The sequence below is a fragment of the Kitasatospora sp. NPDC029312 genome (assembly GCF_055569215.1).
The window spans coordinates 190,157-213,988 of record NZ_JBVHXY010000008.1 but is presented as its reverse complement, the minus strand read 5'-3'; the positions used below and the strand labels follow the sequence as shown (position 1 = coordinate 213,988).

Annotated in this window: 24 protein-coding genes; 20 read left to right on the top strand and 4 right to left on the bottom strand. The window is 72.7% G+C overall.

All coding sequences use genetic code 11. The features are described from left to right. Window positions 1-350: 350 nt before the first annotated feature. The gene (locus ACZ4WV_RS10190; RefSeq protein WP_465744745.1) at window positions 351-881 is read right to left on the bottom strand and encodes a hypothetical protein; all 531 of its coding nucleotides are present in this window, start codon (window positions 879-881) and stop codon (window positions 351-353) included. Window positions 882-1,175: 294 nt separating this feature from the next. Between ACZ4WV_RS10190 and ACZ4WV_RS10185 the strand changes: the two genes are divergently transcribed. The 7 genes from ACZ4WV_RS10185 to ACZ4WV_RS10155 all read left to right on the top strand — a co-directional run bounded on the left by ACZ4WV_RS10185 (window position 1,176) and on the right by ACZ4WV_RS10155 (window position 7,300). Beyond that, complete coding sequence (locus tag ACZ4WV_RS10185; RefSeq protein WP_465744743.1) at window positions 1,176-2,147, top strand: ACP S-malonyltransferase; 972 nt, start codon at window positions 1,176-1,178, stop codon at window positions 2,145-2,147. A gap of 98 nt (window positions 2,148-2,245) precedes the next feature. Continuing rightward, the gene (locus ACZ4WV_RS10180) at window positions 2,246-3,493 is read left to right on the top strand and encodes a beta-ketoacyl-[acyl-carrier-protein] synthase family protein (RefSeq protein ID WP_465744742.1); all 1,248 of its coding nucleotides are present in this window, start codon (window positions 2,246-2,248) and stop codon (window positions 3,491-3,493) included. 28 nt (window positions 3,494-3,521) lie between these two features. After that, entirely contained in the window at window positions 3,522-4,751 is a 1,230-nt protein-coding gene (locus ACZ4WV_RS10175; RefSeq protein WP_465744740.1) for a beta-ketoacyl-[acyl-carrier-protein] synthase family protein, read from the top strand. Between the two features lie 64 nt (window positions 4,752-4,815). Further along, window positions 4,816-5,052 carry an acyl carrier protein gene (locus tag ACZ4WV_RS10170; RefSeq protein WP_465744738.1) on the top strand — a complete coding sequence of 79 codons (237 nt, stop codon included), beginning with the start codon at window positions 4,816-4,818 and terminating at the stop codon, window positions 5,050-5,052. 60 nt (window positions 5,053-5,112) lie between these two features. Further along, entirely contained in the window at window positions 5,113-6,018 is a 906-nt protein-coding gene (locus tag ACZ4WV_RS10165; protein WP_465744736.1) for a cyclase family protein, read from the top strand. Window positions 6,019-6,021: 3 nt separating this feature from the next. Continuing rightward, on the top strand, window positions 6,022-6,849 hold the full coding sequence (locus ACZ4WV_RS10160; protein ID WP_465744734.1) for a 4'-phosphopantetheinyl transferase family protein: 828 nt from the start codon (window positions 6,022-6,024) through the stop codon (window positions 6,847-6,849). Beyond that, a complete protein-coding gene (locus tag ACZ4WV_RS10155) occupies window positions 6,824-7,300 on the top strand; it encodes a MarR family winged helix-turn-helix transcriptional regulator (protein WP_465744732.1) in 477 nt (158 codons plus the stop codon). The genes ACZ4WV_RS10160 and ACZ4WV_RS10155 overlap by 26 nt, the downstream gene beginning before the upstream one ends. A gap of 49 nt (window positions 7,301-7,349) precedes the next feature. Here ACZ4WV_RS10155 and ACZ4WV_RS10150 read toward each other — a convergent pair whose 3' ends face one another. Next, window positions 7,350-8,408 (bottom strand): hypothetical protein, encoded by a 1,059-nt coding sequence (locus ACZ4WV_RS10150; protein WP_465744730.1) that lies wholly within the window; start codon window positions 8,406-8,408, stop codon window positions 7,350-7,352. A gap of 241 nt (window positions 8,409-8,649) precedes the next feature. Between ACZ4WV_RS10150 and ACZ4WV_RS10145 the strand changes: the two genes are divergently transcribed. The 3 genes from ACZ4WV_RS10145 (at window position 8,650) to ACZ4WV_RS10135 (ending at window position 11,334) form a co-directional block, all read left to right on the top strand. After that, on the top strand, window positions 8,650-9,699 hold the full coding sequence (locus ACZ4WV_RS10145; protein WP_465744729.1) for an alpha/beta fold hydrolase: 1,050 nt from the start codon (window positions 8,650-8,652) through the stop codon (window positions 9,697-9,699). A 135-nt stretch (window positions 9,700-9,834) separates the two neighbouring features. After that, the gene (locus ACZ4WV_RS10140; protein WP_465744727.1) at window positions 9,835-10,362 is read left to right on the top strand and encodes a MarR family winged helix-turn-helix transcriptional regulator; all 528 of its coding nucleotides are present in this window, start codon (window positions 9,835-9,837) and stop codon (window positions 10,360-10,362) included. A 3-nt stretch (window positions 10,363-10,365) separates the two neighbouring features. Next, the gene (locus tag ACZ4WV_RS10135) at window positions 10,366-11,334 is read left to right on the top strand and encodes a DNA-3-methyladenine glycosylase family protein (RefSeq protein ID WP_465744725.1); all 969 of its coding nucleotides are present in this window, start codon (window positions 10,366-10,368) and stop codon (window positions 11,332-11,334) included. An 84-nt stretch (window positions 11,335-11,418) separates the two neighbouring features. Here ACZ4WV_RS10135 and ACZ4WV_RS10130 read toward each other — a convergent pair whose 3' ends face one another. Both ACZ4WV_RS10130 and ACZ4WV_RS10125 read right to left on the bottom strand, forming a co-directional pair. Further along, window positions 11,419-12,888, bottom strand: a complete 1,470-nt coding sequence (locus ACZ4WV_RS10130) for an MFS transporter (protein WP_465744723.1) — start codon at window positions 12,886-12,888, stop codon at window positions 11,419-11,421. 41 nt (window positions 12,889-12,929) lie between these two features. Further along, window positions 12,930-13,346, bottom strand: coding sequence for an SRPBCC family protein (locus tag ACZ4WV_RS10125; protein WP_465744721.1), 417 nt, complete (start codon window positions 13,344-13,346; stop codon window positions 12,930-12,932). Window positions 13,347-13,681: 335 nt separating this feature from the next. Between ACZ4WV_RS10125 and ACZ4WV_RS10120 the strand changes: the two genes are divergently transcribed. From ACZ4WV_RS10120 to ACZ4WV_RS10075, 10 genes are all read left to right on the top strand, one after another. Further along, window positions 13,682-14,500 (top strand): hypothetical protein, encoded by an 819-nt coding sequence (locus ACZ4WV_RS10120; protein WP_465744719.1) that lies wholly within the window; start codon window positions 13,682-13,684, stop codon window positions 14,498-14,500. Further along, window positions 14,497-15,906, top strand: a complete 1,410-nt coding sequence (locus tag ACZ4WV_RS10115) for a cytochrome P450 (protein ID WP_465744717.1) — start codon at window positions 14,497-14,499, stop codon at window positions 15,904-15,906. The genes ACZ4WV_RS10120 and ACZ4WV_RS10115 overlap by 4 nt, the downstream gene beginning before the upstream one ends. A 68-nt stretch (window positions 15,907-15,974) precedes the next feature. Next, window positions 15,975-17,378 (top strand): coproporphyrinogen-III oxidase family protein, encoded by a 1,404-nt coding sequence (locus ACZ4WV_RS10110; protein ID WP_465744715.1) that lies wholly within the window; start codon window positions 15,975-15,977, stop codon window positions 17,376-17,378. A gap of 41 nt (window positions 17,379-17,419) precedes the next feature. Continuing rightward, a complete protein-coding gene (locus tag ACZ4WV_RS10105) occupies window positions 17,420-17,959 on the top strand; it encodes an SRPBCC family protein (protein WP_465744714.1) in 540 nt (179 codons plus the stop codon). 5 nt (window positions 17,960-17,964) lie between these two features. Next, on the top strand, window positions 17,965-18,432 hold the full coding sequence (locus tag ACZ4WV_RS10100) for an SRPBCC family protein (protein ID WP_465744712.1): 468 nt from the start codon (window positions 17,965-17,967) through the stop codon (window positions 18,430-18,432). After that, window positions 18,419-19,018, top strand: coding sequence for an SRPBCC family protein (locus ACZ4WV_RS10095; RefSeq protein ID WP_465744710.1), 600 nt, complete (start codon window positions 18,419-18,421; stop codon window positions 19,016-19,018). Before ACZ4WV_RS10100 ends, ACZ4WV_RS10095 begins: the two co-directional genes overlap by 14 nt. Further along, window positions 19,015-20,256, top strand: coding sequence for an NAD(P)/FAD-dependent oxidoreductase (locus tag ACZ4WV_RS10090; RefSeq protein WP_465744708.1), 1,242 nt, complete (start codon window positions 19,015-19,017; stop codon window positions 20,254-20,256). The genes ACZ4WV_RS10095 and ACZ4WV_RS10090 overlap by 4 nt, the downstream gene beginning before the upstream one ends. A gap of 99 nt (window positions 20,257-20,355) precedes the next feature. Beyond that, the gene (locus ACZ4WV_RS10085; protein ID WP_465744706.1) at window positions 20,356-20,751 is read left to right on the top strand and encodes a hypothetical protein; all 396 of its coding nucleotides are present in this window, start codon (window positions 20,356-20,358) and stop codon (window positions 20,749-20,751) included. A 124-nt stretch (window positions 20,752-20,875) separates the two neighbouring features. Then, a complete protein-coding gene (gene metK, locus ACZ4WV_RS10080; protein ID WP_465744704.1) occupies window positions 20,876-22,069 on the top strand; it encodes a methionine adenosyltransferase in 1,194 nt (397 codons plus the stop codon). A gap of 209 nt (window positions 22,070-22,278) precedes the next feature. Further along, a complete protein-coding gene (locus ACZ4WV_RS10075; protein ID WP_465744757.1) occupies window positions 22,279-23,823 on the top strand; it encodes an acyl-CoA carboxylase subunit beta in 1,545 nt (514 codons plus the stop codon). Window positions 23,824-23,832: the final 9 nt, after the last annotated feature.

Sequence of the window (23,832 nt, the reverse complement as noted above, 5' to 3'; positions counted from 1 at the left end):
CCCCGAAGCCGGCAGGAACCGCGACAGCACAGCCCACTCGGCATCCGACAGCTCATGACGACGCACCATGACGGACATGATTCCTCATCACTTGATCAGCTTTGAAGACGGCCCCTAGGTGTCGCCCACGCTGCTTGCCGATGACGGCGCGGCGGCCGTGGTGGCAGCTTCGTGGAGGGCTGCCCGCAGGCTGTGCGCTGGAGGCGGCTCAGCAGACGTCGACGGTGCGGTGGGGTTCGTTCGAACTTCCCAACGGGCTTCGCGCGCATGGGTGGTAGTCCGGCCCGGCGCGGACGGCCGCTGTCGTACGTGCGCGGCGGCTGTTCCAGGGAGGACGATCCCGCCCTCCCTTACCGTCCGCCGGCCGGGACCTTGCCCTCACTCGCGGTCTGGCCCTTGTGGTTCACCTCGGGCAGGCGTGCCAGGAACATGTCGAACTCAGCGTGCTGCGCCTCGGTGAACGGCGCCTTGAGCACCGTCGCCGTCAGCGGCGCGGCACCCGCCTTCCGTGACTGCACCGTCCATGCCACGGGGTTGTGCGCCACCTTGGTGACCGAGGACCAGGGAATGCTGCAGTCCAGAGCCGGCGTGGTCAGCTGAAGGGCGTCGTCAGTGATCCTCACGGCAGTGGGTCCGACGTAGCGCGGGGCGACGGTCCGCCCCGCCCACCTGCCGCCCGCGGTGATGTTCACCACCTGCAAGGCCCCGAAGACGAACGCCGACATCGCGAACCAGGTGCTGCCCGCGGCCGCACCGGCCACCGCCACCAGCAACCACAGGCCGACGATGGCCCACCGGAGCCGGAGCCGGGCGGCTCCGTGCGCCGTCACCGACGCGACGATGTCCTCGGTGGTGGCCTCGTAAGTGACCTGGATGTCCATGCTCGCGTGCTCCCCGCTCCGTAGTGGCGGCACATCATCGCCGCACATCGTCATCCGAGGCAAACGTATTGGCGAACCCCACTGCCGGACGCCATCCGCGTCCACCGTGGTGGAAGGCGTCTGGCGTGGGAGGGCACGGACAGGTAGGTGGGAAGGCCAGGTTCGGACTCTGTCCGGGCCTGGCCCTTTTTGTGGGGTTCGGGGCCGGGGAGGGCGGGGGAGGTGAACTGATGGTCGGGTGAGCTGATTGACAGTGAGAGAAACCATCAGTCATGCTGACTTTCAAGGATGGTGATGCAGAGAGAGGGAGGGTGGCAGCTCATGGGGCACCGGTACGCGTTCCTCTTTCCGGGGCAGGGCAGCCAGCACGTGGGTATGGGGGCCGACCTGTACGAGCGGTCGCCCTTCTTCGGGCAGGTGTTGCGCCGGGCGGGGGAGATGGTCGGGCAGGACATCGAGGCGGCGGTGCTGGAGGGGCCGGCCGAGCGGCTGACCGAGACGGTGCCGACGCAGCTGTCCGTGCTGGCGCTGTCCTGCGCGTTGACGGCCGAGTTGGACCTGTTGGGGCTGGTGCCGGCCGTGGTGGCCGGGCACAGTCTGGGGGAGTACTCGGCGCTGGTGGCGGGCGGGTGGCTCGATCTGGATGACGCGTTGGTGGTGGTGGCCAACCGGGCGGCGGAGATGGCGGATTGCTGTGTCGCCGCCCCGGGAGCGATGGCCGCCGTGCTGGGGATGGACCCGGCGGCGGTGCGCGCGGCGGCCGGGGAGGTGGCCGGCACGGTCGTGGTCGCCAACGCCAACAGCCCGCGTCAGTCGGTGGTTTCGGGGGAGGCCGAGGCCGTCCGGCTGCTGTCCGGGACGCTGCTGGAGCGGGGCGCCAAGGCGGTGGTCCCGTTGGAGGTGCACGGTGCCTTCCACTCGCCGCTGATGGCGCAGGCGGAGGAGCGGCTGGCCCCGCTGATCACCGATCTGCCGCTGCACACCGGCCACACGCCGCTGATCAGCAGCATGACCGGCCGGCTGGTCACCGATCTCGACTCCTACCGCCGTCTGCTGGCCCAGCAGATCGCCGCGCCCGTGGAGTGGGTGGGGGTGATGGAGACGCTGCGCGCCGAGGCCGTGGACACCTGCGTCGAGGTCGGCCCCGGCACCGTCCTACGCGGTCTGCTGCGGCAGTTCGACCGCAAGGCGGTGTCCGCGTCCTGTGCCGGCTGGGGCGACGCGATGGCGCTCACCGTGGGTGATGAACACCTGCTGGTGGCCTAGGGAATGCCTGCCGCGTGAGCACGGTGACCGGCCCGACCGGCCGTAACGAGCATTGAGCACCGACCACTTGACCGACCGAGAGGGACAAGGAGAGCGCGATGCGTCGAGTCGCGATCACGGGCCTGGGGGTCCTGGCCCCCAATGGCATCGGAAAGAAGGACTTCGCCGAGGGCCTCTGGGAGGGCCGCAACGGCGTCTCGCGCATCGGTTCGTTCGATGCCGCGGGCTTCAACTCGCAGATCGCCGGCCAGTTGCCGCCGGTGGTGCTGCCCGGCAGCCCGGCCGAGGAGCCGGACGGCGACGACCGGATGGTCCGGATCGCCCTGGCCGCCGCGTACGAGGCGATGGCCGACGCCGGACTGGACGGAGCGGACGACCTCGACCCGTTCCGTACCGGGGTGGTGATCGCCAACGCGATCGGCGGCACCAAGTTCATGACCGAGCACTTCCCGGGCCTCACGGCGGGCGGCACCGGCCCGATCGAGGTGGCCGCCGCGCACCGCCGGCTGCACCTGTCCGCGACCTTCAACACCCCGACCGCGGCCGTCGCCGACGCCTTCGGCCTGTACGGCCCGGCGGTCACCCTGACCACCGGCTGCACCGGCGGCAACGACGCGGTCGGCTTCGCCTTCGACGCCATCCGGCGCGGCGAGGCCGACGTGATGGTGGCCGGGGCCGCCGAGGCGCCGATCACCCCGTTCGTGGTCGCCTGCTTCGACGTGATCGGCGCGCTGTCGGTGCGCAACGACGATCCGGAGCACGCCTCCCGCCCGTTCGACCGCTTCCGGGACGGCTTCGTGCTGGCCGAGGGCGCCGGCATCGCGGTGCTGGAGGAGTGGGAGCACGCCCGCGACCGCGGCGCCGTGATCCTCGGTGAGGTGCTCGGCTTCGGCAGCAGCGCCAACGCCTTCCACATGACCGACCTGGCCGAGCACGGCACCGATCTGGCGCGCTCCTTCCAACTGGCGCTGGACGACGCGAGGTTGCCCGCCGAGCGGATCGGCTACGTGAACGCCCACGGCTCCTCGACGCCGCAGAACGACGTGTGCGAGACCAACGCCGTCAAGCTGGTGCTGGGCGAGCGGGCGTACCGCACGCCGGTCAGCTCGATCAAGTCGATGGTCGGCCACGCGCTGGCCGCCGCCAACGCCCTGGAGTTCGTGGCCTGCGTGCTCGCCCTCAACGAGCACCGGCTGCCGCCGACGATCAACCACGTCGAGCCCGGGGAGCACTGCGACCTCGACTACATCCCCAACACCGCCCGCGAGGCGACCGTGGACGCCGTGGCCAGCCTCTCCAGCGGCTTCGGCGGCATCCACTCGACGGTCGTCCTCGGCCGCGCCTGAGCCACCCGACGGAAAGAGAGGACACGAGATGCGCAAGGTCGTCATCACCGGGGTGGGGCTGGCGCTCCCGGGCGCGCGGACCACCGAGCAGTTCTGGGAACTGGTCGGCGAGGCCCGCCCGGCGGTCGCCGAGATCGACCGCTTCCCGACCGGGCAGTACACCGCGCACCGCGCCGGCACGGCCGGGGACGAGGCCGTCGCCTCGATCCCGCTGCGGCTGCGCAAGCGGATGGACCGCTTCTGCCAACTCGCCCTGGTCGCCGCGCAGGACGCGCTGACCGCCGCCGGGCTGGACCCGGCGGACGCCCCCGAGGGGGTGGGCGTCTACCTGGGCAACATGTACGGCGGCTGGGAGATCACCGAGGAGAGCATGCGCCGGCTCTGCCGGGTCGGCTACACCGGTGTCAGCCCGTACATCGCCTCCGCCTGGTTCCCCACCGCGCCGCAGGGCCAGATCAGCATCAAGTGGGGGATCAAGGGCTTCTCCAAGACCGTCGCGGCGGACACCGCCAGTGCCGCCGTGGCCGTCGGCTACGCGGCGCGGGCGATCGCCGAGGGCCGCGCGGACGCGATGCTGGCCGGCGGTGCCGAGGCGCCGGTCACGCCGTACGCGTACACCTTCTGCGAGACCAGCGGGCGGCTCACCCCGGGCGACTACCGGCCGTTCGGCGCCGGGGCGGACGGCTTCCTGGTGGGGGAGGGCGCGGTGGTCTTCACCCTGGAGGCGGAGGAGAGCGCCCGGGCGCGCGGCGCCGAGGTGCTCGCCGAGGTGGCCGGGTTCGCCGCCGGGCACGCCGGCTCGGACCAGGTCTTCGGCCGCACCGGCACCGACGTGCTGACCCATGTGGCGCAGACCGCGCTGAAGGAGGCCGAGGTCGCCCCGCAGGACCTCGACCTGATCGCCCTGGACGCCCAGGGCACCGTCTACGCCGACGCCGGTGAAGTCCGGGCGGTGCAGGACCTGCTCGGCGCGGGCGCGGTCGACCGGGTGCCGTGCACCACCGTCAAGCCGGTCACCGGTCACCTGCTCGGCGCGGCCCCGGCCGTGGACCTGCTCGCCGCGCTGCTGGCGATCCGCCACGGGGCGGTCCCGCCGGTGGCCGGGATCACCGCGGGCGAGCGGGCGGCGACCGAACTGGACCTGATCGTCGACGCGCCCCGGGTGCGGCCGGTGCGCAGCGCGCTGGTCAACGCGCGCGGCGCGGACGGCACCGTGGCGGCCCTGGTGCTGCGCGGGCCCGCCGGAACAGCGAACTGACGCACCGTCGGAGCAGTCAACACTCGGAGCAGTCAACTTCAACCAGTCAGAGGGAGAAACCGAGATGAGCACCCAGACCCCGTCCACCTTCGAGCGCCTCAAGGCCGTGCTGGTGGAACTCGGCATCGAGGCCGAGGAGGTCGTCCCGGAGGCGCAGTTGCGCGCCGACCTGGACATCGACTCCGCCGAACTGGTCGAGACCGTCGCCTCGTTGGTGGGCGGCCAGGCCCCCGACGGCAAGGCGCTGAAGAACGTCCGCACGGTGGCCCAGCTGGTCGAGTTCCTGGACGGGCGGATCTGAACGGCGGCCCGCCCGCCGGCCCGGTGGGCGGGACCGACGACAGCGAGGAGAGGAGGCGGGATGACAGAGCACGAGGGCCAACCGCCCGCGGTGCCCGGGCTCCGGCTGATCGACCTGAGCGTCATCGTCCAGGACACCCCGAGCGAGGCGACCCCGGTGGAGGTCGAGGTGCTCGACCACGCGACCGGAGCCGTCGTGCTCGGACTCGGTCCGGACGCGTTCCCGGACGGCATGGCGGTCTCCAACGAGACCGTCACGCTGACCACCCACACCGGGACGCACATGGACGCGCCCCTGCACTACGGGCCGGAGTCCGGCGGCGCGCCCGCGAAGAGCATCGACCAGGTCCCGCTGGAGTGGTGCTACGGACCGGGCGTGCGGCTGGACGTCCGCCACGTACCGGTCGGCAGCGCGATCACGGTGGACCACCTGATCGCGGCGTTGGACCAGGCCGGGCACCAACTGGCCCCGGGCGACATCGTGTTGCTCTGGACCGGCGCCTCGAAGCACTGGGGCACCGCCGAGTACCTGACCGAGTACGCCGGACTCTCCGGGAAGGGGACCGCCTTCCTGGTGGAGCGCGGCGTCAAGGTGATCGGCATCGACGCCTGGGGGCTGGACCGCCCGATGGCCGCGATGGTCGAGGAGTACCACCGCACCGGGGACCGCGAGGTGCTGTGGCCCGCTCACATCTACGGGCGGGTCAACGAGTACCTGCAGCTGGAGAAGCTCAACCGGCTGGAGGACCTGCCCGGGCCGACCGGCTTCATGGTGACCTGCTTCCCGGTCGCCGTGGCGGGCGCCGGCGCCGGCTGGACCAGGGTGGTCGCGATGGTCGGCCCGACCGGGACGGCGCCCGCTCACCCCGGCCCGACCGGGACGGCCCCGGCGGCCCCCGCCCACCCCGGCGGAACCCGGGGCCCCGATCGGCGGACCGGCGAGCCGGACGGTCGAGAGGCGGGCTGAGCCGTGGTGGTCCGCTTGGGGGTCGACGTCTCGCACGTCGCGGACTGGGCGGTACGGCTGCGGCGCACCCCGCAGGTGGCCGCGGTGGCGTTCACCGAGCGAGAGCTCTCCGCCACCGCGGCCGACCCGCGTGCGCTGGCCGAGGTCTGGGCGGTCAAGGAGGCCGTGCTCAAGGCGCTCGGGACGGGCTTCGACGGGATCGGCTGGCGCGGCATCGAGGTGGCGCCGGCCGGCGGTGGTGCCCGGGCGGTCCGGATCGCGGGCGGCCGCCACCCGCCGGACTTCCCGCGGCTGCTGCACGGCGCGGTACGGGAGTTCGCGGGTTCGGTGCTGGCGGCGGTGGTCGCGGCTCCGGACCTCGGCCGCCGTCCGTCGCCGCGGCTGCGGGCCGCCGTGGTGGCCGTCCCGGCGGCCCTGGCGCGCAGGGAGCGGCAGCGGGCCCACTCGGCGGCCGCCCGGCTGGCCGGACGGCGGGCCTGGGAGGCGCTGTGCGCGGACGCGGGCCGCCCGGCGGGCCGGACCCGCTGGGACCGTACGGAGGCGGGCGCGCCGCTGCTGCGCACGGTGGACGGACGGTCCGTCCCGGTGGCGCTGGCGCACGGCGCGGGGCTGGCGGTCGCGCTGGTGGCGCTGCCCGCCGCGCTGCCGTCGGCCGAGGCCGAGAGCCCGTCGCCGCCCGTGGTCGGGGCCTGCCCGCGGCACGGGAAGCGGAGGGAGCCGGGCGATTCGGGCCCGGGGGCTGGAAAACCATCTCTAGAGCTGACTATCATCGCGCATGACAATCTGCTCAAGGAGGTGACGGTCCATGGCTGCGACCGCGGACAGCGGTGACACCGCGGACACCGCGAACAGCGCGGACACCGCCACGGCCCGGCGGCCCGAGCCCGGCACCGGCCGGCTGCTGCGCCAGGCGGCCGACCGGTTCTCCGACCGGCTGGCCGGGGCGCTCGCGGACCGCGGCGTCCGGCCCAAGGACCACGCCGTGCTGGCCGCCCTGGCGGCCGAGGGCCCCAGCGCCCAGCAGGCCCTCGGCGAACAGCTCGGGATCGACCGGACCAGCATGGTCGGGCTGATCGACCAACTCGAGGACCAGGGCTGGGTGGTCCGCCGCCGCAACCCGGCCGACCGGCGCGCCTACCGGATCGAGCTGACCGACCGGGGCACCCGCCTCGCCGCCGAACTCGCCGCGCTGGAGCGGCAGGTGGACGAGGAACTGCTGGCCGGCCTGGCCGCCGCGGACCGCGGCGCGCTGGAGCGGCTGCTCGACCTGCTGGCGGCATGACGAAGGCCCGGCGCGAGGACGCCGGGTGCCGACGGCCGCACCGCCGGGTTCAGAACGGGAAGCTCGGCGCCGAGACGGCCGAGGCGCGGTAGACCTCGGCCCCCGGACACGCGGCCTGGACGGTGTGCCCGCCGTCCGCGGTCGCCAGCCTGACCAGCACCGGCTCGTGGCCGAACCGCCGGTGCGCCAGCTCCACCCAGTCCACGGCCGGCCAGGCGCCGGAGGGCAGTCGGCCGACGGCGTGGCGGCGCAGTAGCGCCAGCTGCTCCGAGCCCTGGTGCCAGGCCGTCAGCGCCCGGGTGCCGCTCGGGCCGGTGGGCGGCGCGAAGCGGGTGCGCCGGGCGCGGTGCGCACCGGGCCGTACGGTCCGGCGGGCCGATCCGGGCCCGGGCGGGCGGCCCAGCCGGGCGGCCATCGCCTTCAGGAAGGCGTCCTCCAGGGCGGCGCCGGGCGTCTCCCGCCCGCTCACCCCGAAGCTCGCCGCCTCGCCGTCGCCGCGGTGCATCACGACCATGCCGAGCGCGAAGCCGACCGAGGTCCACAGGAACGACTCCGCCGTCAGCCCGTGCGCGGGCAGCGCCCGGCGGACCTCCTCCGGCAGCCGGTCGGCCAGCAGCACGGTGGCGTCGGCCAGCCGGGTGTGCGGGTGGCGCCACCAGCGGGCCGCGACGTCCAGCGCGAGCACCTCGGCGAGCGCCGGGCCGGGTGCGGCGGCGCCGTCCAGGACGGGTTCGCGCACGGCGGCGGGAACGGGGGCGGAGAAGAAGATCCGGGCCGGCACCAGGTAGCGCAGCCCGCTGACCGCGCCGACGCCCGCGAGCGCGGGCAGCGGCGGGGCGGCGCCGGGTTCGGCACCGCCGGGCACGAAGTCCGCGGGCCCCAGCGCCCGGACCGGGCCCGGCCCGACGGACGTCGGGCCGTTGGCGGCCTCCTGGAGGGCGCGCGCCGCCAGGTAGCGGGTGAGCGCGCCGCGGCGGGCGTCCTCGGCGGTGAAGCCGCAGGCGGAGACGGACATGGGGTGGCGACCGCCGAGGTCGGTCACGGTCGCGCCGTGCACGGCGCCGTGCACCACGGACGTCCAGATGGTCTCCTCGACGGTCGTCGTCATCTCGGCCTTCCTTCCCCCTGCCTTCCGGACCTCAGTGTGCGGGGCGGCCGACGGGTGCTCCATCCCCAGAACTGTGCAGCGCGGTGGGGGTGTTCCGCCCCGACCTGCGTACTTCGCCGGGGCCGGGTGGTGGTCCTGCCGCCGTCTAGTCCGGCTCGAGCCTCCGGGCCCCGGGCTTCCTTACGCTGCGAGCAGCACAGCAACGGCACGTGGCTGCTGGAGCAAGGGGGAAGAGCGAGGGATGAGCAGGCCGACGGGAGCAAGACGCGGGGAAGCGCCGCTGGTCCGCCGCCGCCTGGTCGAGGGCGGTCGGCACATCTCATGGACGGCAGCCGGCGAGGGTCCGGCGCTGCTGGTCCTGCCCGGCTGGGTCTCGCACCTGTCGGTGGACTGGTCGGTGGGGCCGGTGGGGGACTTCCATCGGTCGTTGGCGGGGGCCTTCCGGGTGATCCGTTACGACCCACCCGGGGTGGGGATGTCGGCCGAGGAGGAGCCCGACTTCTCCCGGGAGCGTCAACTCGCCGATCTCGCGGCGGTGGTGGACGCGTGCGCGGAGGAGCGGGTGATCCTGCTGGCGAGCGGCTTGGCCGGTCCGCTGGCGCTGCTGTTCGCCGCCCGGTACGCGGACCGGGTGAGCCGGCTGGTGCTGTTCGGCACCGCGCCGTCGTTCACCGTGGACCGCGACCACCCGGACGGGCTGGCCGACGACCTGCCCGGGGCGGTGGAGCGGCTGGTCCGGGCGGACTGGCACCTGGGCTCCCGGCTGGTGGCCGAGCTGTTGCTGCCGGGCACGCGGCCGGAGGAGGTCCGCTGGTACGCCGACTACCAGCGGATGTGCGCCCAGCCGGAGGCGGCGGCCGCGTTGTTCCTGGACTCCTGCGCGCTGAACGCCTGGGAGGAGCTGGGCGGGGTGGCCGTTCCCACGCTGCTGCTGCGCCGGGAGGACAGTTACCTGTGCCCGGCGGCGGTCGCGCGCCGGATGGTGGAGGCGCTTCCGGAGGCGGTGAGCCGCACCCTGCCGGGCGGGGCCTCACTGCCGTACTTCACCGATCCGGACGCGGTGCTGGCCGAGTTGACGGCGTTCGCCAACCCCGGCCGCGGGCTGTTGACGGACCGCGAGCTGGCGGTGATCGGGCGGGCCAGGGACGGGCTCTCCAACCGGGCGATCGCCCGGATCCTGGGGATCTCCGAGCACACCGCGGCCCGGCACCTGGCCAACATCAACGTCAAGTTGGGGGTGAACAGCCGCGGGATGGCGGTGGCCAGGGCGATGGAACTGGCGCTGATCTGACCCGTCCGCGATTGCGCCCAGCAGGGTCGCCGGGGATGCTCGTATCCGATATAGTAAACGCGCATAGCAAGTGGAGAGGGGCCCACCTATGGGGAAGCACCAGCACAGCCGGCACCACCAGCTCGGGGAGGGGAAGTGAGCACCGCCATGAACGACTCCGCAGTGCAGAACCAGCCGGAGGCCGACTTCGAACGGCCCGCCAAGCCGGCCGAGAGCCCGGGCTTCCTGCTCTGGCGCGTCACCCTCTCCTGGCAGCGGTCGATCGCCGCGGCCCTCAAGCCGCACGACCTGACGCACGTGCAGTTCGTGCTGCTGGCCGGCGCCGGCTGGCTCGGCGCCCAGGAGGGGCCGCCCACCCAGCGACACCTGGCCGACCACTCCGGCACCGACCCGATGATGACCAGCCAGGTGCTGCGCACGCTGGAGAGCAAGGGCCTGGTCGAGCGCATCCCCGACCCGGTCGACACCCGCGCCAAGCGGGTGCGGGTCACCGAGGCCGGCGCCGCCCTGCTGGAGCGGGCGATGTACGCGGTGGAGAAGGCCGACGCCGAGTTCTTCGCCCCCGTCCCGCGCAACGCGGCCCTCGCCGTGCTGTACGCGCTCTCCGACGAGTGGGGCCAGCCGCTCGCTTCGGGACTGCCCGGCAACCCCAAGGAGGGCTGACCCATGGCCACGGAGGCGGCGGCCCTGCACCTGACCGACGTCCGGCTGCCCGCCCGGGAGCCGTTCGACTTCCGGGCCTCACTCGGCTTCATCGGCTCCTTCCCGGCGATGGCCGGCCAGCAGGGCACCGCGCAGGCGGCGCTCACGCTGGCCGTCCGGGAGGCCGGGACGACCCTGGGCGTGCGCCTGACGGCGGCGCCCGGGGCGGCCGGGACTGCCGGGGGAGCCGGGGCGTCCGGGACTTCCGGCGTATCGGGCGCATCGGGCGCATCCGGCCTGGACGCCCGGCTCGCGGCCACGCAGCCGATCGGCCCGGAGGTGGTCGCGGCGGTCACCGACCGGATCGACTTCTACCTCGGACTCTCCGACGACCTGACCGAGTTCTACCGGCTGGCCCGGCAGGACGAGCCCTTCGCGCGCGTGGCGGAGCGGCTGCACGGCTACCACCAGGTCAAGTTCCCCTCCCCGTTCGAACTGCTCTGCTGGGCGATCCTGTGCCAGCGGGTGCCGATGCCGGTGGCCCGGCAGATGAAGCGGGCCCTGGTCGAGGCGGTCGGCAACCGGATCGACGTGGGTGGCGAACGGCTCTGGGCCTTCCCGGACGCCGAGCAGCTGGCCCGCTTCGAGGAGGCGGAACTGGCCGCGCTGATCGGCAACCAGCGCAAGGCCGGCTACCTGCACCGCTCGGTGCGGCTCTGGGCCGAACTGGACGAGGGGTTCCTGCGCACCGGGCCGTACCAGGAGGTCCGCGAGCAGCTGCTGAGGCTGCACGGGATCGGCGAGTGGTCGGCGTCCTTCCTGCTGATCCGCGGGCTCGGCCGGATGGAGCGGATCGTCCTCGACAAGGAGATGGCCCGGGCGGTCCAGCGGGTCTACGGCCGCCCGGTCGACGAGGCGCAGTTCCAGCGGCTGGCCGAGCACTACGGCCCGTGGCAGGGCTACTGGGGCCACTACCTGCGCGTCGGCGGCTGAGCCCCGGCGCCCCGGCACCCAGGCGCGCAGCTGAGCGCCCCACCGCGGTCGATCGCGGTGGGGCGCTCGTGATGTGACGAACCGTCAGGTCCGGTTCGACTCGCGCAGGCCGACCAGGGCGGTCAGCGCGCCGGCCACCGCCAGCGCGGCCGCGATGGCCATGCCCCAGCGGTCACCGGCCAGCAGTGCCCCGGTGTCGGGGTGCGCCGAGCCGGCCAGGTGGTGCGCCCGGGAGGCGGCCACCGTGGAGATCACGGCCAGACCGATCGCCCCGCCGATCTGCTCGCAGGTGCTCAGCAGACCGCCGGCGGCGCCCTGGTCTTGGTCGGCGACGTCCGCCGTCGCGGCCAGGTTGATCATCACGATCGCCACCACGCCGCTGAAGTTCACCACCACCGTGCAGGCCGACACGAACGGCTGGGTGCCGCTGGTCGGCAGGGTGGCCAGCACGCCGGTGGCGGCCGCCTGGAACAGCGCGCCGGTGATCAGCACCCGGGTGGCGCCGAACTTCTGGGCCAGTGGCTCGGAGGCCGCGCCGGCCGCCAGCCCCGCCACCCCGGCGCCCGCGAAGGTCAGGCCGGTGCGCAGCGGGGAGAAGGCCATCACGTCCTGGAGGAACAGGGTGACGGTGTAGACCAGGCCGAAGAACGAGCCCATCATCAGCACGTTGGCCAGATTGGCCACCACCAGTCGGCGCAGCTTGAGCAGGCCGAGCGGCAACACCGGTTCGGCGCTGCGCACTTCGACCACGGCGAAGGCCAGCCCGCCGACCGAGGCCAGGGCCAGCGCGCCCAGCACCCGGGTGGAGGTCCAGCCGGTCACGCTGCTCTCGGAGAGCGCGAAGACCAGGGCCACCACCGAGCCGGTGATCAGCACGGCACCGGGCAGGTCCATCCGGCGCGGCCGGCGGCCGTCCCGGCCGGGGCCGAGCAGCCGGGCGGCGAACACGGCGAGGACGGTGCCGATCGGTACGTTGATCCAGAACACCCAGGACCAGTCCAGGTACTGGGTGATGACCCCGCCGCCGACCACGCCGGAGACGAAGCCGGCGCCGAGCACCGCGCCCCAGGCGCCCATCGCCTGCCGGCGCTCCTTCTCGCCGGTGAACGTGGTGGTCAGGGTGGCCAGTGCGGCCGGGGTGACGGCCGCCGCGCACAGGCCCTGGACGGCCCGCAGGGCGACCAACTGCCCCGGGGAGTCGGCGAGTCCGGCCAGCAGTGAGGCGGTGGTGAAGCCGGCCAGGCCGAGCACCAGCACGCGCCGGCGCCCGTAGAGGTCCGCGAGCCGGCCGCCGACGATCAGGAAGCCGCCGAAGGCGAGGACGTACGCGGTGACCACCCAGACCAGGTCCCCGGCGCGGAAGCCGAGGTCGCCCTGGATCACGGGCAGCGAGACGTTCACGATGGAGAAGTCCAGCGAGATCATGAACTCGCTGAGGCAGAGCAGGAGCAGGACGATCCCGTGGGCCGCCCGGTGGCCCGGGCCGGCCGCGGCGTGCGAGGGCGCCCCGGGAGGCGCCGCATCCGTGGAAGTCCTGGACTCGATGATGGACACGTGCGCCTCCTGGGGCGTGTCGTGTGGGTGGAGGGGCCCGGTCAGGCCGCGGCGAGCTCCGCGAGGCGGGCGACGGTGGCCGGGATGTCGGCGGTGACGGCCGGGCCGACGTGCGGAGCGGCCTCGGCGGCGGCCGGTCCGGTGATCTCGACCCGGTGGGTGATCCTGGTGCGGCCGTCCGCCTGCGCCTCCAGGATGTGGATGAAGTGCAGGACCAGGCCGTTGACCACGGTCTCGTCGGTGAAGCGCTTGTTCGGCTCGGCCTCGATCAGGGTGAACGGGAAGCCGTCCTGGCCCTTGGGCTTCAGGTGACCCTTGGTGCCCACCTCGAACGGGCCGTGCAGCTCGATCGCGTCCAGGCCCTGGTCCCAGCTCTGCCACGTGGTGGTGTCGCTGTAGAGGGCCCAGACCGCCTCGGGGGCGACGTCGGCGACCACGCTGTGCTCGTACTCCCACATGGGGAAGTCCTTTCGTCGGTGAAATTCGATTCGCAGCGACCGGAATTCGTTGCCAGGCAATTCTTCACCGGCTTTTGCGGCACCCCCTCGAATCCCGCTCGAACGCCACTGGAGCGCCTTTGCCGGCGGCTCCGCTATGCGGGCATACCGACTGCTCGGAGGCGGTAAGCGCGCCGACTCGCCGTCGTTATGCAGCGCCCCGCTGGGGCTTGACCGGAGCGCTGCATGGTTTTGGGGATGGCCCGCTCGAATTCCCGTGCGGAGTATGGGGGTTGTCCGGCGTCGACCGCCGAGGAATCCGAACGGCGCCCTCCAGTGGAGCGAGGTCAGTTGCGATGAAACGGCGTCACCTGTTCGAGTTCGAGGATCTCTCCTGGTTCCCCGCGGTGCTGCGGAACCCGATCACCGACCTGCTGCGCGAGGCCATCGTGCTGCGCGGCGACGTCTACGCGCCGGTGGTGCCGCTGCTGGCCAAGCTGGTCCGCGAGCACGACGTCCCCCGGATCGTCGACCTCTGCTCCGGTGGCTCCGGCCCCTGGACGGTGCTGAAGGGCCGGCTGGCCGAGGAGGACGCGGACGTCGAGCTGGTCCTCACCGACAAGTACCCCAACCGGGAGGCGCTGGCGGCCGCCGTCCGCACCGTCGGTGACGGCCGGACCCGCTTCGAGGCGCAGTCGGTCGACGCGACCGCGGTGCCCGAGCGGCTGTCCGGACTCCGCACCCTGTTCACCGGCTTCCACCACCTGCGGCCGCACACCGCCCGCCGGGTGCTGGCGGACGCCTACCGCCGGCGCGAGGCCATCGCCGTGTTCGAGTTCACCGAGCGCCGCTGGGCGTCGGTCCTGCTCACCGTCCCGCTCGGCCCACTGCTGGTCTGGGGGTGGGCGGCGCGGCTGCGGCCGGTCAGCTACAGCCGGCTGTTCTTCAGCTACCTCGTGCCGCTGGTGCCGCTCGCGTTCATGTGGGACGGCATCGCCTCCAACCTGCGCACCTACACCACTGAGGAGCTTCGAGAGATGGTGCACGACCTCGACGCGTCGGACTACTCCTGGGAGACCGGCGTGCTGAAGCCCGAGGGCCGAGGGGGCCCGCCGGTCACCTACCTGATCGGCCGGCCCGTCGGCATCGGTGGCGCAAAGGCGGCGGCCCGATGACCCTCGCCCCGGAGCGGGGGGCCACGGCCCGCCCCGCGAAGACCTGGCCGGTCGCCACCGGGGGCTCCCCGCTCGGCGTCGCGCGCGGCTTCTCGAAGAACCCGATCACCCTGCTCACCGACGTCTTCCGGCAGCACGGCGACGCCGTCAAGGTGCGCTTCCTGGCCAACCAGTACTTCTACTTCCTCTCCGACCCGGACCACATCCGGCACGTGCTGGCCACCAATTCGGCCAACTACAGCAAGGCCCCGCACCCGGCCTTCCTGCTGCTCGGCCGGGTCATGGGCAAGGGCCTGGTGACCAGCGACGGCGACCTGTGGCACCGCCAACGGCGACTGATCCAGCCGGGGTTCACCAAGCAGCGGGTCGCCACCTACGGCGACATGATGACCGGCGCGACGCTGCGGATGCTGGACCGCTGGCGCGAGCGCGGCGCCCGCGGCGAGGACGGCCCGGTCAACGTCGACGCCGAGATGATGCGGCTCACCCTGGACATCGTCGGCCAGACGCTGTTCAACATGGACATCATCAACGAGGCCGGCAAGGTCGGGTCCGCGTTCAGCGAGGTCAGCGAGCAGTTCGCCAAGCTGCTCGGCAACCCCTTCGGCCCGCTGATGGTCAACCTGCCCTTCCTGCCGCTCGTCAAGCGGTTCAACGCCAACGTCGCCGAGCTGGACGAGGTCATCCACGACATCATCGCCAGCCGCCGCGAGCACCCCGTCGACACCGGGGACCTGCTCTCCCTGCTGATGGCCGTCACCGACGAGGACGGCGGCAGCGGGATGAGCGACCAGCAGCTGCGCGACGAGGTCATGACCCTGCTGCTATCCGGCCACGAGACCACCGCCGACGCGCTGACCTGGACCTTCCACCTGCTCGCCGAGCACCCCGAGGTGCTGGAGCGGCTGGAGCACGAGGTCGACACCCGGCTGGCCGGCCGCACCGCGACCGTGGCCGACCTGCCGAACCTGCCGTACAGCAGGCAGGTCGTCCAGGAGGCGATGCGGCTCTACCCGCCGATCTACCTGCTGGCCCGCTGGGGCAACGGCCCCGACGAGGTGGGCGGCCTGCCGCTGCCGAAGGACGCCAGCATCACCATCTGCCCCTGGGTCGTGCACCGTCACCCCGACTACTGGCCCGACGCCGAGCGCTTCGACCCGGAGCGGTTCACCCCGGAGAACGCCGCCAAGCAGCACCACTACGCCTACGTCCCGTTCAGTGGCGGCCAACGCCAGTGCCTGGGCGTGCACTTCGCGCTGATGGAGGCGCAACTGCTGCTCGCCACCGTGGTGCAGCGGTTCCGGCTGCGGTCCGTCCCGGGCCACCGGGTGGTCGCCGGCCCGGTGATGACCCTCCGCCCCGAGGGCGGCCTGCCGATGTACGCCGAGCCGCGCAGCGCCGTCTGACGATCCGTCAGCAATGCGAGGAAGCGCCGCCGGCCACCAGCCCGTGAAAGCCCGATTGGAGACCCCGCATGACCGCGCCCGTGACCACGCAGCCGTACCCGCAGAAGTACACCACCCCGTTCATCCTGTATCCGCCGGCGCTCTGGGAGAACCGCTCCGGCCAGGACTTCCTGCCGCAGCTGGCGCTCGACCAGACCGGCCAGGACTACGTGATGTACCTGTCGATCCCGTTCTGCCGGGTGCGCTGCTACTCCTGCCCGTACTTCGTCGACCAGCTCTCCCCGCACGACCCGCGCAACAAGGAGGCGCGCTTCGTCGACGCGATCGTCGCCGACCTCGAGCGCTGGGCGTCCTACAAGCGCTTCCAGACCGGCAGCCTGCGCGCCATCTACATCGGCGGCGGCACCGGCTCGCTGCTCAAGACCGCCTACCTGAAGCGGATCCTGGACACCATCTTCACCAACTACCCGGTGGCCAAGGACTACGAGCTCACCCTCGAGGGCAACGCCCGCGACTACATCCCGGAAAAGCTCGACTACGTCGCCGACTCGTACATCAACCGGGTCAGCCTCGGCGTGCAGTCCTTCGACGAGAGCATCCTGCGGATCATCGGCTCCCCGCACGCCGCCCAGGAGTCCGTCAAGGCCATCAACGAGCTGTCCTCGCGCGGCTTCAGCAACATCCAGATGGACATGATGTACAACCTGCCGGGCCACCGGCGGGAGACCTGGCAGCGCGACCTGGAGGTGCTGCGCGACCTCGACGTCAAGCACCTGACCACCTACCTGTACCGGATCCACCCCGGTACCCCGCAGGACAAGTTCATCAAGATGGGCAAGGTCGCCCCGCTGGTGGACAAGGAGTCGCAGTACGTCCGCAACATGTACCGCGACCTCGTCGAGGCCACCGAGAACATGGGCTTCCACAACTACATGTTCGACCACTTCTGCCGGCCGGGCTGGGAGAACGTCTACAACGAGTGGACGTTCCTGCGCAACAACGTCGAGATCCTCGGTGTGGGCCCCAGCGCCTACAGCTTCATCAACGACTACCGGGTCGGCGGCCGCAAGGACGTCGAGGGCTACATCGCCGCCGTCAACCGCGGCGAGCACTTCATCTCGGCCGTCTCCTCCCAGCTGACCCCGCGGGTCCGCAAGGAGCGCTACGTGATGAACATCCTCCAGGCCTTCGCGGTCGACCTGAAGGAGTACGAGTTCCAGTTCGGCTCCAGCTTCCTGGAGGACTTCAAGCCCGAGGTCGAGCGGATCGTCAGCCGCGGCCTCGCCGAGCTCGCCGACGACAAGCTCACGCTCACACCGCTCGGCCACGAGTGGCACATGAACGTGATGCTCGAGTTCACCAACCCCGACTTCTGGGGCGAGACCACCGCGCTGGAGCACCCGCACTGGGCCATGAACACCCCGATGGTCGACCTGTTCGCCGGCCGCCGCGAGGACTGGCTCGGCGCCTGAGCCCCGACGTACCACCGCAACAGCCAAGGAGCGAAGCAGAGATGACCACCGTCAGCCCCAGCGCCGGGCTCACCATCGACGCCCACCCCGGGTTCGCCCACCGTACCGTGCAGACCCTGGTGATCGAGGCGCCGCTGGACGCCGTCTACGGGGCGCTGTTCGAGGTCCGCGCGTGGCCCCGGTACCTGCCGCACGTGCAGGAGATCGACGTCCGCTACGACGACGGGCGCTACCAGGAGTTCTTCATGACGGTCGCCTCCGAGACCGACGGCTCCCAGCTGCGGGTCCGCTCGATCCGCAACTGCCGGCCGGGGGAGATCGAGTTCTTCCAGCCGGAGCCGCCCGAGTTCCTCCAGCACCACGGGGGGATCTGGCGCTTCACCCCGGCCGCCGACAACCCGGAGCACACCCACGTCGAGGTCACCCACGTGTGGAACCTCCACGAGGAGGTCGCCCCGCTGGTCTACCCGGCCACCGACGCGGCGAGCACCGAGGAGCAGGTCACCACCATGCTGGCCGGCCACTCCAAGCTGGCCCTGGACTCCTGGCGCAAGGTGCTCACCGGCAAGGGCGGGGAGTGAGCGCCGTGGCCGCCATCACCGAGAGCGTGGTCATCGACGCGCCGATCGAGGCCGCCTACGGCGCCTTCGCCGACCTGGACCGCTGGCCCGCGATCCTGCCGGACACCCTGGACGTCCAGGTGCTCTACTGCGACGGCTACAACCAGGAGTTCACCATGACGGTGGAGCGCCCCGGCGGTCAGGAGACCGTCCGCGGCATCCGCTACTGCCGCGCCCCGTACGAGCTGGAGCTGGTGCAGACCACGCCGCCGCCGCTGCTGAAGCGGATGGCCGGCCGCTGGACCTTCGCCGAGCAGGACGGCCGCACCACCGTCACCGCCACCCGGGAGTTCGAGCTGCTGGCGCCGCCCGCCGGTGACCCGGCCGCCGCGCCGGTGCCGGACGAGGCCGAGTTCGGCCGCCGGCTCTCCGGCCACCTGCAGCAGAACCTGCAGCTGTTCCGGGAGGCGGTCGAGGCCGATGTCGCCCGCTGAACACGCCGCGGCCGCCGCGCCCGCCGAATCCCGCGCGTCCGCCGAGTGCCGCGCGTCCGCCGAGTCCGTCCAAGTAGCCGACCGCAGCGACCTGTTGAGCGTCAGCCGGCCGGTCGCCGCCCCGGTGGCCGAGGTCCGGGCGCTGTTCTGGGACATCGCCTCCTGGCACGCGGTCTGGGACCGGATCACCGCCGTTCGGGTGCACTACGACGACGGCGCGCACCAGGAGTTCGACCTGGAGGTGGAGCGCGACGGCCGGACCGAGTTCGTCCGCACCGTCCGCTTCCTCGACCCCGGCGGCGACATCGAGTTCTTCAGCCCGAACCCGCCGCCGGGCATGGCCGACCACGTCGGCGCCTGGCGCTTCACCGAGCAGGACGGCGACTGCCTCGTCACCGCCGAACGGACCTACGAGCTGCTCCCGGCCCAGCCGGGCGGCAGCCCGTCCGACCCCGCCCACCAGGACTACCGGGACGCCTACCGGCGCCGCTTCGAGGACCGCCTCGGCCGGATCCTGGACAGTTTCGTCAGCCACTTCGAGGCGGGCGCGCAGCCGGCGCCCGCCGCCCTGGGAGCCGCCGCGTGACCACCGACGTGATCGTGATCGGAGCCGGCCCGGCCGGCTCCACCGCGGCGGCGGCCGCGGCCAGGGCGGGCCTGAGCGTCCTGCTGCTGGACCGCGCCCTGCAGCCCGCCCCGCACCTGCCCGAGTCGTGGTCCGGGGAGACCCTGCCGCTGCTGCGCGGGCTCGGCGTGGAGGACGTCAAGGAGGCCTTCGGGGCCGCCACCGGCGTGCGCTTCCTCAACGCCACCGGCCGCTTCGGCCTGGAGCTGACGCTCGCCCGGGCGGCCGGCTGCGACCTGCCGGCGGTGGTCCGGCTGGACCGTGCCAGGTTCGACAAGATCCTGGTGGACAACGCGGTCCGGCAGGGCGCGAGCTACCGCCCGCTGCACACCGTCACCGACGTCGAGTTCGCGGCGGACGGCAGCGGTGCCCGGCTCACCGCGGCCACCCCGGCCGGGATCGCCGAGCTGTCCGCCCGGTACGTCATCGACGCCAGCGGCAAGTCCGCCCTGGTCTCCCGGGCGCTCGGCACCCGTGAGGAGCCGGAGCAGCAACTCGACCCGCGGGAGGCGGTGTTCAGCCACTTCAAGCCCGAGCGCGAGCACGAGCTGGCGGTCGAGGGCACGATGACCATCATCGGCATCACCCACGGCTACGTGTTCGTGATCCCGATGGGCGGCGGCCGGGTCGGCGTCGGCGTGGTGGTCGGCGAGGAGCACGCCCGGCGCTATGGCGGTGACATCGAGTCGCTGTTCTGGGCCGAAGTCGACGAGGCCGCCCCGTTGCAGACCCTGCTGGCCGGCGCCGACCAGCTGCTGCCGGTGCTGCCCGCGCTCAACCGGCGCTTCCGCGCCACCGAGCTGGCGGGGGAGTCGTACGCGATCGCGGGCGACGCCGCGGCCTTCCTGGACCCGTTCTTCTGCAGCGGCATCGACATCGCCGTCCAGGCCGGGCTGTTCGCCGGCCAGGCGGCCGTCGACTCCCTCGCCGCCCCGGGCCCCGAGGAGCGCTCCGCGGTGGTCGCCGGCTACCAGGAGAAGGTCGGCGCGCTGATCAAGGGTGCGGACGCGGCGGGTGAGGCCACCTTCGCGGACGGCGCCCACCAGCAGCTGCTGATCGGCCTCGCCGACCCGCACCTGCCCACCGTGCTGCCGCTGGCCGCCCTGCTGCAGAGCACCCTGCGGGGCAGCGCCGAGGAGCCTCCGGGCTCGCCGCGGGAGCTGATCGGCGGCGTCCGGGAGCAGTTCGGCCTGCTCTGACCGGCGTCCGGCTCGGCCGGAGGACCGGAAAGCCCGCAGCACGCCCGCAGCACGCCCGCGCCATGCCCGTACCCACGAGAGAGAGCGAGGACCACCGCAATGATCCCCGTGACCGGAGGCATCGACATCAGGGGCGACCTCGCCACGGTCGGCGCCTACCTGGGGCACGTGCCCAACCTGACCGAGTGGACCACCTTCTTCCAGGCGGTCGACGGCGAGCAGGACGGCAGGTTCCAGGTGCAGTCCGTGATGGGCCCGATCGAGACCTGGATCACCGGCACCCGGAGCGCCGGCGCCCGCCGCTACGTCATCCACTCGCTGATCCGCGGCCAGGAGGAGGAGGCCGAGCTCGACCTCCAGGAGCACGGCGAGCACGTGGCCGTCCGCTTCACCGTCAACCTGCCGCCCCACGTCGACGAGGACGTGGTGGTCGGGCAGCGCAACGAGATGGCCGAGGAACTCGTCCAGCTCAAGCGGCTGCTCGAAGCGAACTGACCACCCGGCCGGTCCCCGCCGCCCCACCGGCCGGGACCGGCCGGCGCCTCCCCGCCGGGCTTCCGCCCGTCCTTCCGCCCGCCCGTCCTTCCGCACCCCAGCCGCCGACCCTTACGGAGCACCCATGGCCCGCCGCCTGTTCACCTCCGAGTCCGTGACCGAAGGCCACCCCGACAAGATCGCCGACCAGATCAGCGACGCCATCCTGGACGCGCTGCTCGCCCAGGACCCGGGCAGCCGGGTCGCGGTCGAGACGCTGATCACCACCGGCCAGGTGCACATCGCCGGGGAGGTCGCGACCACCGGCTACGCCGACATCGCCGCGATCGTCCGGCGCACCGTCCTGGACATCGGCTACGACAGCTCGCAGAAGGGCTTCGACGGCGCCTCCTGCGGCGTCTCCGTCTCCATCGGCTCGCAGTCCCCGGACATCGCCCAGGGCGTCGACACCGCCTACGAGTCCCGGGTCGAGGGCGCCGAGGACGAGCTCGACCGGCAGGGCGCCGGCGACCAGGGCCTGATGTTCGGCTACGCCTGCGACGACACCCCCGAGCTGATGCCGCTGCCGATCGCCCTGGCGCACCGGCTGTCCAAGCGCCTGTCCGAGGTCCGCAAGAACGGGACCGTCCCCTACCTGCGGCCGGACGGCAAGACCCAGGTGACCATCGAGTACGACGGCGACCGCGCCGTGCGCCTGGACACCGTGGTGGTCTCCTCGCAGCACGCCGCCGACATCAGCCTGGAGGGCCTGCTCGCCCCCGACATCCGCACGTACGTCGTGGAGCCCGAGCTCGCCTCGCTCGGCATCGACACCAGCGACTACCGGTTGCTGGTCAACCCGACCGGCCGCTTCGAGGTCGGCGGCCCGATGGGCGACGCCGGGCTCACCGGCCGCAAGATCATCGTGGACACCTACGGCGGCATGGCCCGCCACGGCGGCGGCGCCTTCTCCGGCAAGGACCCGTCCAAGGTCGACCGCTCGGCCGCCTACGCGATGCGCTGGGTCGCCAAGAACATCGTCGCCGCGGGCCTGGCCCGCCGGGCCGAGGTGCAGGTCGCCTACGCGATCGGCAAGGCCGAGCCGGTTGGCCTGTTCGTCGAGACCTTCGGCACCGAGACCGCGCCGGTGCTGGCCATCCAGGAGGCCGTCACCAAGGTCTTCGACCTGCGCCCGGCCGCCATCATCCGCGACCTGGACCTGCTGCGCCCGATCTACGCGCAGACCGCCGCCTACGGCCACTTCGGCCGCGAGTCGGACGACCTCACCTGGGAGCGCACCGACCGCGCCGCCGAGCTGCGCGCGGCCGCCGGGCTCTGAGCACGGGCTCGGTGCAGGGGCTCCGAGCACCGGGCCCGCACCGACGCCGAGCCGAAGAACGAGGCCGAAGTTCCGAGAGGGGAAGTACGTTGACCACCATTCAGAGCGGACTCGCCGATCGCCTCGGCACCGTTGTCGGCAGCCCCACCCCGCCGCCCGCCCCGGTCCGGCCCCCGGTGCACCCCCGGACCACGGCGGTCGGACCGCAGATGCGCGCCGCCGTCGAGCAGTTGGCCGCCAAGCACCGGGAGGCCTACGACGGGCCGAGCGCGGACGCCACCGAACGCCAGCACGCCCGCGGCAAGTTGACCGTCCGCGAGCGGCTGGACGTGCTCTTCGACGAGGACACCTTCGTCGAGCTGGAGCCGCTGCGCCGCCACCGCGCCTCGGGCCTCGGCCTGGAGGACCGCAAGCCGTACACCGACGGGGTGGTGGTCGGCTGGGGCGAGGTGCACGGGCGGACGGTCTTCGTGTACGCGCACGACTTCCGGATCTTCGGCGGCGCGCTGGGCGAGGCCCACGCGCAGAAGATCCACAAGATCATGGACATGGCCCTGGCGGCCGGTGCTCCGCTGGTGTCGCTGAACGACGGCGCCGGCGCCCGGATCCAGGAGGGCGTCACCGCGCTGGCCGGCTACGGCGGCATCTTCCAGCGCAACACCAGGGCCTCGGGCGTGATCCCGCAGATCTCGGTGATGCTGGGCCCGTGCGCCGGTGGCGCGGCGTACTCTCCCGCGCTGACCGACTTCGTCTTCATGGTGCGGGAGACCTCGCAGATGTTCATCACCGGCCCGGACGTCGTCCAGGCGGTGACCGGCGAGAAGGTCAGCCAGAACGGGCTGGGCGGCGCCGACGTGCACGCCGAGGTGTCCGGGGTGGCGCACTTCGCGTACGACGACGAGCGGACCTGCCTGGAGGAGGTCCGCTATCTCCTCTCGCTGCTGCCGCAGAACAACATGGAGCTGCCGCCGGTCGAGCCCACCGGGGACCCGGCCGACCGCCGCTGCGAGGACCTGCTCGACCTGGTGCCGGTCAACGGCAACCAGCCCTACGACATGCGCCGGGTGATCGCGGCGATCGCCGACGACGGAGCGTACCTGGAGCTCCAGGAGCGTTGGGCGAACAGCGTGATCTGCGCGCTGACCAGGCTGAACGGCTCGGTGGTCGGCATCGTCGCCAACCAGCCGCAGTCGCTCGCCGGGGTGCTGGACATCCACTCCTCCGAGAAGGCCGCGCGCTTCGTCCAGCTCTGCGACGCCTTCAACATCCCGCTGGTCACCATGCTGGACGTGCCCGGCTTCCTGCCCGGCGTCGACCAGGAGCACGGTGGCATCATCCGGCACGGCGCCAAACTGCTGTACGCGTACTGCAACGCCACCGTGCCGCGGATCCAGCTGATCCTGCGCAAGGCCTACGGCGGCGCCTACATCGTGATGGACTCCCGCTCTGTCGGCGCCGACCTGTCCTTCGCCTGGCCGACCAACGAGATCGCGGTGATGGGCGCGGAGGGCGCGGTGAGCGTGATCTTCCGCCGGGAGATCGCCGGCTCCACCGACCCGGTGACCACGCGGGACCTGCTGATCCAGGAGTACCGCGAGGAGCTGATGCACCCGTACTACGCGGCCGAACGCGGCCTGGTGGACGACGTCATCGACCCGGCCGAGACCCGCCGGGTGCTGATCCGCTCGCTGGCGGTGCTCCGCTCCAAGCACGCGGAGCTGCCCCGCCGCAAGCACGGCAACCAGCCCGTCTGACGCCCCGCC